The organism is Bacillus sp. SG-1, from assembly GCF_000181495.1.
In the GTDB taxonomy this organism is placed as follows: domain Bacteria; phylum Bacillota; class Bacilli; order Bacillales; family Bacillaceae_B; genus Rossellomorea.
Window position 1 is genome coordinate 23,284 of sequence record NZ_ABCF01000028.1, and the last position, 13,239, is coordinate 36,522.

A 13,239-nucleotide genomic window follows, 5' to 3' on the forward strand; every position below is an offset into this window, starting at 1 on the left:
GAAGGATGGGAAATTCTCGATTGTCATGTGGCAAAGGGCATCTTTTTGGACTTTCTCATAATTTGATGTACCTCGCAAGCCCGGCGCATGTCATGTTGATTGGACCTGGAGCGGAAACCAGCTTTAAATATCAAAAGCACCAATGTCTGAGAAAAGAGCTATGTAAAAACATTCAAATAAAAGCTTCAATCAAACATACATAAGGCACAATAATAATTATGATATTCTTAAATAAAGGCTGTTTTCATTTAGATTGTTGCTTTCGGAAAAATCCCTAGAGCCGGATTTTTCCCGGGTAAAAAGGGCGGCTCTCTGAACGGGATAGTAACTCTTTTCTTCTTGCTCTGATATATTTTGAAATTCATATTAAATCGAAACAAAAGTTTAAGAAAAGAGCCTAAATAAAAGAATTGTCGAAACGAGGGGATTATATGGTAAAGGGGAAAAACATATTGCTTTGTGTCACCGGCGGTATTGCCGTCTATAAGGCGGCCGCACTTACCAGTAAACTGGTACAGGCAGGCGCACAAGTAAAAGTAATCATGAGTGCCTCAGCCAGACAGTTTGTCACACCGTTGACATTCCAAGCTTTATCACGTAACGACGTATTTACCGATACATTTGATGAAAAGAATCCTGAAGTCATTGCCCATATAGACCTTGCCGATTGGGCGGATCTTGTCCTTGTAGCCCCTGCGACAGCGAATGTGATAGGCAAACTTGCCAACGGTATAGGCGATGACATGGTGACGACCACATTGCTGGCAACGACCGCACCTGTATGGATAGCGCCTGCGATGAATGTCCACATGTATGGTCACCCTGCTGTACAAAAGAATATCGATGAACTCTACTCATTCGGTTATCGTTTTATCGAACCGAGTGAAGGATATCTTGCATGTGGATATGTTGGAAAAGGACGACTGGAAGAGCCGGAAAAGATCGTTGAACATATCAGCAGCTTTTTCAAGGGACCATCGTTTTCCCTTGCAGGAAAGAAGGTTGTCATTACGGGTGGTCCTACCAGGGAAAAAATTGATCCTGTCCGTTTTTTCAGCAACCGATCTTCGGGCAAGATGGGATTCGCATTGGCAGAGGAAGCGGCGAAGCTGGGAGCGGAAGTGATTTTGGTATCTGGCCCTGTGTCCCTGCAGGCACCTCAAGGGGTTAAACTGATCACAGTAGAAAGCGCAGAAGAGATGTACAATGAAGTATTAGCCAACTATGAAACTGCGGATATCGTCATTAAGAGTGCTGCTGTGGCAGATTACAGGCCAAAAGTAACTTCTGAAATTAAAATGAAAAAGCAGGATACTGACCTTGTGATCGAATTTGAAAGAACGAAAGATATCCTCAAAACATTGGGAGAGAAGAAAAAGGGGCAATTCCTTGTAGGATTTGCAGCAGAGACAAATGATGTCGAGAAATATGCCGCCGGAAAACTGAAAAAGAAAAATGCTGATATGATCATTGCCAACAACATTACTGTTGAAGGTGCCGGGTTTGCCGGTGATACAAACATTGTCACGTTATTCAGAAAAGATGGAACGAAAAGGGAACTTCCTTTATTGACAAAAGCGGAAACTGCTCAAGAGATTCTTCATGAAATTCACCAGATGATGGATGAAGGTTGATAGGGATGAAGATTGCAAGTGTGATTGTCGACGTTCCCACCATGCAGACTGACCGGGTTTTTGACTACTCCATACCGGAACTCTGGCAGGGGCAAATCCTTCCTGGGATGAGGGTTGTCGTCCCATTTGGCCCCCGTAAAGTACAAGGGTTTGTCACTGGAATAAAGGCATCTTCAGAAGCGAAAAGGCTGAAGGACCTTGTACAGCCCATGGACCTTACGCCTGTGTTGAACGAAGATTTATTAAAAATGGCGGATTGGCTGACTGAACAAACTCTTTGCTTTAAAATATCAGCATTGCAGGTCATGCTGCCTGCAGCCATGAAAGCTAAATATGAGAAGAAGATCATCTTGAATCCTGTAAAACGGGAATTGCTGTCTGAAGAAGCTGCAGATCTTTTCACAAATAAAGAAGAAGTTTCCTGGAAAGATGCTGAGGAGGCAGGCATTCTTCCATTATTGCAAAAAGAAATCAAAGCAGGTCATCTGGATGTGTTCTACAGCGTTAAATCAAAGGGCAAAAAGAAAACTGTCCAGAAGATTCACCCTGCTGTTTCAAAAGAAAAAATAATGGAAGAAATCGAATCTCTCCCTCCCAATGCCGATAAGCAAAAAGCGGTACTTCAATATTTTCTTTCGAGAGAGAGCGGCGAGGGCGTAACAACGAAAGAGGCAGCTGATGCTGCGGGAGCTTCTGCTGCTACTATAAAATCACTCGTGGACAAAGGGGTATTGATCAGGAAGCAGCAAGAAATTTACCGTAATCCTTTTGCTCATAAAGAATTCAAGAAGACAAGGCCTTTCCCGCTTACGGATGAACAAAAACAGGCCATCACGCCGATCCTTCATAGCATTGAACAAAACAAGCATGAAACTTTTTTGTTATATGGTGTGACGGGAAGCGGTAAGACAGAAGTCTACCTTCAATCCATACAGGAAGTGTACGATAAGAGAAAAGAGGCTATCGTGCTTGTTCCTGAAATTTCACTGACTCCTCAGATGGTGGATCGCTTCAAAGGCAGGTTTGGGAACGATGTGGCGGTTCTGCACAGCGGACTGTCAGCCGGGGAAAAGTATGATGAGTGGAGAAAGATTCAGAGGAAAGAAGTCAAGGTAGTCGTAGGTGCCAGGTCGGCCATTTTCGCTCCTTTTGAAAACCTTGGAATCATCATTATTGATGAAGAGCACGAGACCAGTTACAAACAGGAAGAAAACCCGAGGTATCATGCACGTGATGCGGCCATATACAGGGCGAAGCAATATGGATGCCCAGTGATACTTGGCAGTGCTACCCCGTCAATGGAAACGTTCGCCCGCGCCCAAAAAGGTGTATATAAGCTGCTGACCCTCTCAAAAAGAATGAACGAGAGTCGGCTTCCGTCTGTCTCCATTGTGGACATGAGGGAAGAGCTAAGAGGCGGAAATCGTTCCATGTTCTCAGAAGAACTGTTTGAAAAACTTCAGGACAGGCTGCAAAAGGGGGAGCAAACCGTCTTGTTCCTTAACAGACGGGGGCATTCATCTTTCATTATGTGCAGAGACTGCGGCTATGTGGCCCAATGCCCACATTGTGACATCTCCCTGACATTTCACAGATTTTCTAACAATATGAAATGTCATTACTGCGGATTTGAAACAGCAGTGCCGCAAACATGTCCTGAATGTGAAAGCGAGCATATCCGCTACTTTGGGACTGGCACACAAAAGGTGGAAGAGGAGTTGACGAAGCTGCTCCCGGAAGCCAGGGTTATCAGGATGGATGTTGATACCACCAGCAGAAAGGGAGCTCATGAGCGGCTGCTGGACAGCTTTGGGGAAGGGCATGCCGATATACTGTTGGGCACCCAGATGATAGCAAAGGGACTTGATTTTCCGAATATTACGCTAGTCGGCGTGCTCAGTGCAGATACAATGCTTCATCTCCCCGACTTCCGTTCTGCAGAGAAGACTTTCCAGCTGCTCACCCAGGTCAGCGGAAGGGCTGGGAGGCATAAACTTCCCGGGGAAGTCGTAATACAGACCTATACACCTGAACATTATAGTATTGAGCTCGCAGGAACACAGAACTATGATGCTTTTTATCAAAAGGAAATGATGATGAGGAAAATGGGAAGCTATCCTCCATTTTATTATTTATCCTTAATAACAATCAGCCATGAAGATCTGTTGAAAGTGGTGGGAGCAGCAGAGAAAATCACAAAGTTCCTTCAATCAAAATTGTCCAAGCAGTCGATCGTGCTTGGACCTGCTGCCTCCCCCATACCAAGGATCAACAATAGATATAGGTACCAATGTTTGATAAAATACAAGCGGGAACCGGAACTGCCTTCCATACTGAAGACAGTTCTCGAGCATTCCCAACAACAAAAGGCATCTGAAGGGTTAACAATTTCAATTGATGTCAATCCTTATATGATGATGTAAGAAAGAGGGATACGTTTTTGGCCATACTACCGATTGTCACTTACCCAAACGAAATACTTGAGATAGAGTGTCGCAAAGTAACTGAATTTGATAAAAAACTGAGAAAGTTCCTGGATGACATGTATGATACGATGATTGCCGCAGATGGCGTCGGTCTTGCAGCACCCCAGGTAGGAAAAGATATTGCTGTTGCCATTGTCGATATAGGAGACGAAACGGGTACCATCGAAATGGTCAATCCAGAAGTGTTGGAGGTAAGAGGAGAGCAGATTGATTTGGAAGGCTGCCTTTCTTTCCCTAATCTTTATGGAGAAGTTTCTCGGCCTGAATATGTGAAAGTGACATTTCAGGATCGCAAAGGCCGCAAACTGCTGGTGGAAGCGGAAGGCTTCCTGGCGAGGGCGATATTACATGAAATTGATCACTTACACGGTGTGTTATTCACATCAAAGGTAATCAGATATATAGAAGCAGATGAACTTGAAAGGTATGAAAGCGAATGACCAAAATTGTATTTATGGGTACTCCCCAATTTTCAGTATCAGTACTGCAAAATCTAATTGAAAATGACTATGATATTATCGGCGTAGTGACACAGCCTGATCGTCCGGTCGGAAGAAAAAGGGTCATGACACCGCCCCCTGTTAAAGTAGAGGCTGAAAAGCATGGAATCCCTGTTTACCAGCCTGAAAAGATAAGAGAGAAGGAGGAACTTGAAAAAGTCCTCTCTTTGCAACCGGATTTAATTGTAACGGCAGCATTTGGGCAGATCCTTCCTAAAGAATTACTGGAATCTCCGAAATTTGGCTGTATCAATGTCCATGCTTCTCTTCTTCCTGAACTGCGTGGAGGAGCGCCGATTCACTATTCCATCATCCAAGGGAAGAAAACCACTGGGGTCACAATTATGTATATGGTTGAAAAGCTGGATGCCGGCGACATGATCAGCTCAGTGGAAGTTGAAATAGACGAGAGGGATCACGTCGGTACATTGCATGATAAATTAAGTGAAGCGGGTGCCAAGCTGTTAATCGATACACTTCCGGCTCTGTTGAACGGAGAAATCTCTCCTCAGAAGCAGGATGAAGGTAAGGTGACGTTTGCGTGGAACATCAAGCGTGAACAAGAGAAAATCGATTGGACCAAAACTGGAGAAGAAATATATAACCATGTCCGTGGGATGCATCCTTGGCCTGTAGCTTACACCCTGCTGGAAGGTTCTGTTCTGAAGGTTTGGTGGAGTGAGAAAGTTGAAGGTTCAGCAGGCGCTCCTGGAGAAATTACATCTGTTGAAGAAGATGGCATCGTTGTAGCAACAGGCAGCACAACATCCATTAAGATTACAGAGCTTCAGCCTTCGGGCAAGAAGCGTATGAGTGCCAAAGATTACTTGAGGGGCGCAGGATCTTTCATTGAAAAAGGCATGAAGATGGGAGAAGAACATGAGTAAGGGAAAAAAAACGGTACGGGAAGCAGCCCTTGATGTTCTGGAATCCGTTGAAAAGAACCAGTCCTACAGTAATCTATTATTGAATCATGCGATTGAAAAGTACGGAATCAAAGGCCCGGATACAGGATTGTTGACTGAATTGACTTATGGGACCATACAGCGGAGAATGACACTCGATTTCTACCTGGCTCCTTTCATCAACAAAAAAATTGAAAGCTGGGTACGCCAGCTTTTAAGACTTTCTTTATATCAAATGATTTACCTTGATAAAATACCTGATCGTGCTGTATTATTTGAAGCTGTCGAAATTGGAAAAAGAAGGGGCCATAAAGGAATTGCCAGTATGATCAATGGCATTCTGAGATCTATTCAGAGAAAAGGGGTCGCTGCAATCGAATCGATAGAAGATCCGGTGGAGCGCCTCGCCATTGAAACCAGCCATCCGCAGTGGCTTGTTAAGAGATGGACAGAACAGTTCGGCATTGAAAAAACAAGAGAAATGTGTGAAACCAACATAACGGCCCCGCATCAATCAGCAAGGGTCAATACATTAAGGATCACTGTAGATGAACTGATAGACAGGCTTACCGAAGAAGGTCTGACTGTCCAAAAAAGCAGTATCGTCCCAAATGCGATCATTTCTTTGAAAGGAAATCTTGCCAAAACTGCTGCTTTTAAAGATGGATTATTGACCATCCAGGATGAAAGTTCAATGCTTGTCGGACACAGTTTGGATGTCCATGAAGATTTCACGGTTTTGGATTCCTGTGCAGCCCCAGGAGGGAAAACAACTCATATAGCCCAATTGATGGAAGGCAAGGGCAAGGTGTTTGCGCTTGACCTGCATAAGCACAAGATTAAGCTGATCAATGAGAACGCTTCGAGATTAGGACTTGGCAATATTGAGTCAAAGGCTCATGACAGCCGTAGAGCCGGCGAGCTATTTGCAGCAGAGAGCTTTGACAGGATTCTAGTTGATGCACCTTGTTCAGGCTTAGGGGTATTGAGAAGAAAGCCGGATATTAAATATACCAAGAAGGAAAGCGACTTGGAGTCTCTTCAAACAATCCAGCTGCAAATTTTAGAGGCAGTCTCCCCGCTGTTGAAAAAAGGCGGACTTCTCGTTTACAGTACATGTACAGTGGACAGGAATGAAAACCAGGGGACCGTAAAGGAATTTTTAGATGGGAATAAGGAATTCCAGCCATTCCCGCTGACACATCTGCCAGAAACAGTACAGCCGTTTGTCGAAGGAAACATGCTGCAGGTATTCCCTCAGGACTTTGGCGGTGATGGCTTCTTTATCTCCTGCTTTAAAAAGGATTCTTAATTACCTTAATAAGGAATTATACTTAGAAAAGCAAAAGCTTTTAATGCAAGCAGGAGAAACGGGCACATAAGTCGTACATGTAAATTATGCCGGTGAAAAATGGTGAAGCGGGTCAATTCCTAAAAGAAATTGTCCCGCTTTCTGCAAGATGGCAATGAAGAAAAGAGGTGGCCGAAATGAAATCTGTTCACTACACAGATAAGGGGAAAGTTAGACAGCATAATGAAGATAGTGTAGGTGTGTTCACAAATAAGGAAGGGGACTGCCTTGCGGTGGTTGCTGATGGTATGGGCGGTCATCGTGCTGGAGATGTCGCCAGCTCAATGACAATCAATAAATTTGAGGAACTTTGGGAATCTGAAGGTAAAATCGCCACGGCAGAACAGGCGGAAAAATGGCTGCAGGATAAAATTAAGGAAATCAATCAGGGCGTCTTTGAACATTCCCAGGCAAATATGGAATGTGAAGGCATGGGAACAACAGTTGTAGCCGCTATATGTACAGCAAACTTTGCCACCATCGTCAACATCGGTGACAGCAGAGGCTATATCCTGAACGAAAGCGGCTTCAGTCAGTTGACCGAAGACCATTCACTTGTGAATGAACTTGTCAGAAGCGGCCAAATATCCAAAGAAGATGCTGAACATCACCCACGGAAAAATGTACTGTTGAGAGCTCTTGGCACTGAAGAGAAAGTCGAAATGGATACCAAGACCATCATTTTTGAAGAAGAAGATATCATTATGCTTTGTTCAGATGGATTGTCCAATAAGGTTTCTGAGGAAGAAATGGAAAGTATTCTTTCAAGCAGTCAAGATCTGGACCAGGCTGGCCGGAAATTCATTTCGTTGGCAAATGAGAATGGCGGCGAAGACAATATTTCATTGGCAATCGTAAAGTATACCCCTGAAAGCGGAAACGGGTGAGCTTTATGCTGAACGGTAAAAGAATCAGCGGCAGGTACAAGATACTCGAGATGATCGGCGGCGGAGGTATGGCCAATGTATACCTTGCCAGGGACATGATCCTCGACCGGGAAGTGGCCATCAAAATGCTGCGTCTTGATTTTGCCAATGAAGAAGAGTTTATTAAAAGGTTCCAGCGTGAAGCCCAATCGGCGACAAGTTTGGCTCATCCTAACATTGTAAGTATATATGATGTTGGGGAAGAAGATGATATCTACTATATCGTCATGGAATATGTGGATGGATTGACTCTTAAACAATACATACAGAAGCATTCACCGATATCCATCGAGAAAACGATCGATATTATGAGGCAGCTCATTTCTGCGATTGCTAATGCGCATCAAAACCATATCGTACACCGTGATATCAAACCTCAGAACATTTTGATTGATCATGACGGTACGGTGAAAATTACTGATTTCGGAATCGCTATGGCATTAAGTGCCACATCCATTACACAAACAAATTCAGTTCTTGGCTCTGTCCATTATCTATCTCCTGAACAGGCACGGGGAGGGATGGCGACAAGGAAATCAGATATCTATTCTCTTGGAATCGTCATGTTCGAGCTGTTGACAGGCCGGCTACCGTTTTCAGGGGAATCTGCTGTTTCAATTGCGTTAAAACATCTGCAGTCAGAAACGCCCTCCCTTAGGAGATGGAACAAAGATATCCCCCAAAGTGTGGAGAATATCGTACTGAAAGCTACTGCCAAAGATCCGTTTCAACGCTACGACACAGTGGAAGAAATTGAAGACGACCTTCGTACAGCCTTGGATCCTGGACGACTGGATGAACCGAGGTTCTCAATTGAAGAAGATATGGATGCTACCAAGGCGATTCCTGTCATAACAGATGATCGTCCTTATTCCAATAATGAAAACACAATCGTCCATGATAACAATGGAGCTGATACAGCAGGCACGATTCCAAATAACAAAGCAAATGAGGGCTTACCGGGTAAAAAGAAGAAGAAAAAATGGCCGGCGATCATCATCGGTGTTTTCTTTTTCCTCGCATTGCTTGGTGTACTCGCTGTAACAGTCCTGCCGGATATGCTTGGACCAAAAGAAGTAATTCTTCCTGATGTAACTGGAAAGTCACAGGAAGAGGCGGTGGAAATCCTGGCACTGGAAGGTTTTCTGATCGGTGACTATCTCGATCAGGCCAATGAGGAAGTACCAGCCAACCAGGTAATCAAAACGAACCCGCCTGCAGGCGCAACCGTAAAAGAAGGCAGTGAAATCAATCTTTATGTCAGCACGGGCAAGAAGAGGATCAAGATGAAGGATTATACGGAAGAGGCTTATGAAGAGGCTGCAACTGAGTTAAATGAGTTGGGCTTCGCAAATATCGAAAAAGACCCAAGGTACAGTGAATTTGAACCGGGAACCATCCTGGACCAAGACCCGCCTGAAGGTTCGGAAGTTATCCCGGGTGAAACAGTCGTGAAGTTTACTGTAAGTGCCGGACTGGAAACATTCCCTTTAACTGACTTAAAAGGGTATACTGAAAATAGTCTGAAAGATTATGGAGAGTTCCGGGGAATAAATATCAACATTAACAGAGAATTCTCTGAAGATGTACCAGAAGGAATGGTAATATCCCAGAAACCAGAAGCAGGGGTAAAATTGGTCAAGGGAGACTCAGTAGATGTTGTTCTGTCAAAAGGTAAAGAGCCGCAACCTCCAAGAACAGTGAAAAAGGAAATAAGCATCCCTTATGAACCGACAGAGGAAGGGAAACCGCAAAATGTGGAAATCTATATTGAGGATCAAACTCGTAATATAGATGAAGCCGAAGCGATTTTTGCGATTTCGGAAGATTATAAGGAAACATTTGAATTGACAATCGTTGAAGGGGAAACAGGTCATATTAGAGTAGTCGTAGATGGGGAAGTAGTAGAGAATATACCTGTTCCATATCCTGAAAACGAGGAAGAGTAACATTCAAGGAGGCTAGTTATGCCAGAAGGCAAAATTATTAAAGCACTTAGCGGATTTTATTACGTCCTGAGCAATGAGGAAATAACCCAGTGCCGGGGAAGAGGGATCTTTCGCAAGAACAAGGTGACTCCCCTCGTAGGCGATCATGTCAGTTTTCAGTCAGAGAATGAGAAAGAAGGCTATATTCTTGAAGTCTTTGAGAGAAAAAACGAGTTAGTCAGACCTCCGATTGCCAATGTAGACCAGGCCATCCTGGTGTTTTCAGCTGTTGAACCGGATTTCAGCACAGCGCTCCTGGACAGATTTCTGGTTCTGGTTGAAAGCAAAGAGATTGAACCTTTGATCTGTGTGACGAAGATGGATTTAGTCAAGGATGGCGAAAGGGAAATGATCAATGACTATGTCGAAACGTATCGTTCCTTTGGGTACGAGGTCGTCATTACGTCTTCAAAGACAGAAGAAGGCCTGGCTGCCCTAAAGCCTCATCTCGCAGGGAAGATATCGGTCTTTGCAGGTCAATCGGGAGTCGGGAAATCGTCGCTCCTTAATGCCCTCCGGCCTGAGCTGGATTTAAAAACCAGTGATATCTCGACCCACTTGGGGAGGGGAAAGCATACTACAAGACATGTAGAGCTTATCGAAGTCGACGATGAAGGCCTTGTGGCCGACACCCCCGGCTTCAGTTCGCTGGAATTCAGTGAATTGGAGCTGGAAGAGCTCTCTTCCTGTTTTCCGGAGATGGCAGAGAAAAGTGACGAATGTAAGTTCAGAGGCTGCTTTCATATCAATGAGCCAAAGTGTGCGGTCAAAAAGGCTGTGGAAAGTGGAGAAATCCCTGAGTTCCGTTATGACCACTATCAGCAATTCTATAATGAAATAAAAGACAGAAAGCCGAGGTATTGAAATGGTTAAAATCGCACCATCGATTCTATCAGCAGATTTTGCAAACCTTGCAAAAGAGATTAAAGATGTTGAATCGGGAGGAGCAGACTATATCCATGTCGATGTCATGGATGGTCACTTTGTTCCAAATATCACATTAGGTCCGATGATAGTGAAGGCGGTCAGACCTATTACAGATCTGCCGTTGGATGTGCACCTGATGATTGAAAATCCTGATCAGTACATCGAGGCATTTGCAGAAGCGGGATCAGATTATATTACTGTCCATGCTGAAGCGACTCCGCACCTTCACCGGACAATTCAATTAATTAAATCCCGGGGGATTAAAGCTGGAGCTGTATTAAATCCAGGGACACCTGTGGACATGATCAAACATGTCATTGAAGACCTGGATATGGTCCTTCTTATGACGGTGAATCCAGGATTTGGCGGTCAAAGCTTCATTCAATCGGTAGTGCCTAAGATCCGTGAAGTACATGAGCTTGCACAGCAATTCAATCCGTCTATGGAAATTGAAGTGGATGGAGGCATTACTGCTGAAACGGCAAAAGTTTGTGCGGACGCAGGAGCAACTGTATTTGTAGCAGGCTCTGCCATTTATAACAAAGAAGATCGTGAACAGGCGATTTCTGCTATACGGGAAGCTGCTGAAAAATAAAGAAAACATGGACCGGTATGGAAGATTCGTCTTTATATCGGTCTTTTTTTTAGGCTCTTTTCTTATGCTATCGGATATAAATTTCAAAAATATATAGCCAGAATTCAAAGCGAATATCCTGGTAAGGAAGAAAGGAAAGAGCTGCTCTCCTTGTTTAGGGAGCCCCCCATGTACCCAGAAAAAAATCCGACCTTGGAATTTTCTGAAAGTAGCTTTACTCTTTATCATGAGACGATTTTTATCTGCATGGAGAGGGAAGATATGAATAAAAGCTGTTTTTTTCGGTAATTGATGGTTCACTCAGGATATTTTCGCAAAGTTTTTTAATATCATATTTCTAATTTTGAGTATATGGTGATTGAAGCGGAAGGTGCGTGACCTCCTGCGGGATTAGCGGGACGTCTAGTTCCAGCGCCCAGCCCCTCGGGGTCAAATAACCCTCAGCGAATAAAAGGAAAGCCCCCTTTTTTTCGCTGAGGAACATTTGCCTGTCGGGGCTGAACAGGGCGCCTCCACTTTTGATGACAGGTGAGACCAAGGTTACGTACCCACCGGAACGTAACCCCGCAGGCGCAGCCTAGGAGGGTAATCCAGCTCCAAGGCCCCAACGTCTAGCGGACTTCCCGGCCCCCTCCTTGCGATAAGTCAACAAGTTCATTTCCTCCACTCGATAAAGAGGTATTTAGAAGAAATCGGCTTCTGGATTTTTTCTGTAAGAAGCTTTTCTGGTTAATGGTGCATTCTTGGTCAATGGGAAATGAACATCAACTCACTGTGGTCGTTGTGTTTCCTTTATCTCATGCGGAGACAGTCCAGTCCGTACGCCGCTGAACGGGGCCTTTGCACTTTTTACTTCACCGCCCGCCCCGCGGAGTCACGCACCTGTAGCGGAAATCAGCTTTATATATCAAAAGCAATAATGTCTAATATATTCAGATGCAAATAAAAAACGAGAAAGAGGTGTGTCCATTCCATGAAAATAAATATTCTTGGCGGGGGGCCGGAAGAATTTATCCCTGACCTTCATGAATACAGTGATGAAACGAGCATTTGGGTAGGGGTCGATCACGGAGTTTTCCGTTTGCTTAACCACGGCATCAAACCGGATATGGCTTTTGGTGATTTTGATTCCGTAAATGAAGAGGAATGGAAATTGATTGAAGAGAATGTAGATCAAATTAACCGGTACTTGCCTGAAAAAGATGAAACGGATATGGAATTGGCTCTTAACTGGGCGATAACTAAATCTCCTGAAAAGATCAGGATATTTGGGGCCACCGGAGGAAGGATTGATCACTTCTTAGCGAATGTCCAATTGCTTGGAAAAAAAGAAAACCTCCACCCGTCTATCGAAATTGAAATCATCGACATACAAAATGGTGTTCAAATTGTTCCTCCTGGTGAATATACTTTAAAAGAAAAGTCTGAAAGCAAGTACGTATCGTTCCTGCCGCTGACCACTGATGTGGAAGCATTGACGCTTAAGGGATTCAAATACCCCCTTCAAAACAGGAATATTTCAATGGGATCCACACTATGTATAAGTAACGAACTTATTCAGCCAACTGGTACTTTTTCCTTCACTAGCGGCATATTAATGGTGATAAGAAGTCATGATTAGGCACTTTTAAATTTGTAATGCGTACTTAAATTCATCGTTTGAATATACTATAACCGATTCAAGCGAGACAACAGGTTTTAGATTGACGGGGAGGGACTGTTGATGAAATTCTATACGATTAAGCTGCCTAAGTTTTTGGGTGGATTGGTGAAAGCAATGCTGGGGACATTTAAAAAAGAATAATGACAGACCTGAACACCCTGATATCTGGGGTGTTTTTTATGTGGGAAAAATCAAGGTACTATGTATACCTTGAACGCCGTCAAAATAGAATTCATGCTGGAAAGGTCTTTTGAAACCTAAAAA

Annotated in this window: 11 protein-coding genes; all 11 read left to right on the forward strand. The window is 43.9% G+C overall.

The features are described 5' to 3' along the window. Nucleotides 1-431: 431 nt before the first annotated feature. The 11 genes from coaBC to spoVM all read left to right on the forward strand — a co-directional run bounded on the left by coaBC (nt 432) and on the right by spoVM (nt 13,116). Nucleotides 432-1,634, forward strand: a complete 1,203-nt coding sequence (gene coaBC / locus BSG1_RS12145) for a bifunctional phosphopantothenoylcysteine decarboxylase/phosphopantothenate--cysteine ligase CoaBC (protein ID WP_006837341.1) — start codon at nt 432-434, stop codon at nt 1,632-1,634. Nucleotides 1,635-1,639: 5 nt separating this feature from the next. Next, nucleotides 1,640-4,057 (forward strand): primosomal protein N', encoded by a 2,418-nt coding sequence (gene priA / locus BSG1_RS12150; protein WP_006837342.1) that lies wholly within the window; start codon nt 1,640-1,642, stop codon nt 4,055-4,057. 17 nt (nt 4,058-4,074) lie between these two features. After that, nucleotides 4,075-4,560, forward strand: coding sequence for a peptide deformylase (def, locus tag BSG1_RS12155; protein WP_006837343.1), 486 nt, complete (start codon nt 4,075-4,077; stop codon nt 4,558-4,560). Further along, nucleotides 4,557-5,507 carry a methionyl-tRNA formyltransferase gene (fmt, locus tag BSG1_RS12160; protein ID WP_006837344.1) on the forward strand — a complete coding sequence of 317 codons (951 nt, stop codon included), beginning with the start codon at nt 4,557-4,559 and terminating at the stop codon, nt 5,505-5,507. Before def ends, fmt begins: the two co-directional genes overlap by 4 nt. Continuing rightward, nucleotides 5,500-6,837, forward strand: a complete 1,338-nt coding sequence (gene rsmB, locus BSG1_RS12165) for a 16S rRNA (cytosine(967)-C(5))-methyltransferase RsmB (protein ID WP_006837345.1) — start codon at nt 5,500-5,502, stop codon at nt 6,835-6,837. Before fmt ends, rsmB begins: the two co-directional genes overlap by 8 nt. Nucleotides 6,838-7,013: 176 nt before the next feature. Beyond that, nucleotides 7,014-7,763, forward strand: coding sequence for a Stp1/IreP family PP2C-type Ser/Thr phosphatase (locus tag BSG1_RS12170; RefSeq protein ID WP_044022826.1), 750 nt, complete (start codon nt 7,014-7,016; stop codon nt 7,761-7,763). 5 nt (nt 7,764-7,768) lie between these two features. Beyond that, nucleotides 7,769-9,751: a Stk1 family PASTA domain-containing Ser/Thr kinase gene (gene pknB, locus BSG1_RS12175; RefSeq protein WP_006837347.1), complete on the forward strand. Its 1,983-nt coding sequence runs from the start codon at nt 7,769-7,771 to the stop codon at nt 9,749-9,751. An 18-nt stretch (nt 9,752-9,769) separates the two neighbouring features. After that, nucleotides 9,770-10,654, forward strand: a complete 885-nt coding sequence (rsgA, locus tag BSG1_RS12180; RefSeq protein WP_006837348.1) for a ribosome small subunit-dependent GTPase A — start codon at nt 9,770-9,772, stop codon at nt 10,652-10,654. Nucleotide 10,655: 1 nt separating this feature from the next. Next, on the forward strand, nt 10,656-11,312 hold the full coding sequence (gene rpe, locus BSG1_RS12185) for a ribulose-phosphate 3-epimerase (RefSeq protein WP_006837349.1): 657 nt from the start codon (nt 10,656-10,658) through the stop codon (nt 11,310-11,312). A 973-nt stretch (nt 11,313-12,285) separates the two neighbouring features. Further along, nucleotides 12,286-12,933 carry a thiamine diphosphokinase gene (locus tag BSG1_RS12195; protein WP_006837351.1) on the forward strand — a complete coding sequence of 216 codons (648 nt, stop codon included), beginning with the start codon at nt 12,286-12,288 and terminating at the stop codon, nt 12,931-12,933. A 102-nt stretch (nt 12,934-13,035) separates the two neighbouring features. Next, nucleotides 13,036-13,116, forward strand: coding sequence for a stage V sporulation protein SpoVM (gene spoVM, locus BSG1_RS12200; RefSeq protein WP_006837352.1), 81 nt, complete (start codon nt 13,036-13,038; stop codon nt 13,114-13,116). Nucleotides 13,117-13,239 lie beyond the last annotated feature (123 nt).

Bases quoted from the DNA above. Each gene is read 5' to 3' on its own strand.
- spoVM (WP_006837352.1), top strand. From the start codon at position 13,036: ATGAAATTCTATACGATTAAGCTGCCTAAGTTTTTGGGTGGATTGGTG.
- coaBC (WP_006837341.1), top strand. From the start codon at position 432: ATGGTAAAGGGGAAAAACATATTGCTTTGTGTCACCGGCGGTATTGCC.
- pknB (WP_006837347.1), top strand. From the start codon at position 7,769: ATGCTGAACGGTAAAAGAATCAGCGGCAGGTACAAGATACTCGAGATG.
- BSG1_RS12195 (WP_006837351.1), top strand. From the start codon at position 12,286: ATGAAAATAAATATTCTTGGCGGGGGGCCGGAAGAATTTATCCCTGAC.
- rpe (WP_006837349.1), top strand. From the start codon at position 10,656: ATGGTTAAAATCGCACCATCGATTCTATCAGCAGATTTTGCAAACCTT.
- rsmB (WP_006837345.1), top strand. From the start codon at position 5,500: ATGAGTAAGGGAAAAAAAACGGTACGGGAAGCAGCCCTTGATGTTCTG.
- fmt (WP_006837344.1), top strand. From the start codon at position 4,557: ATGACCAAAATTGTATTTATGGGTACTCCCCAATTTTCAGTATCAGTA.
- rsgA (WP_006837348.1), top strand. From the start codon at position 9,770: ATGCCAGAAGGCAAAATTATTAAAGCACTTAGCGGATTTTATTACGTC.
- BSG1_RS12170 (WP_044022826.1), top strand. From the start codon at position 7,014: ATGAAATCTGTTCACTACACAGATAAGGGGAAAGTTAGACAGCATAAT.
- priA (WP_006837342.1), top strand. From the start codon at position 1,640: ATGAAGATTGCAAGTGTGATTGTCGACGTTCCCACCATGCAGACTGAC.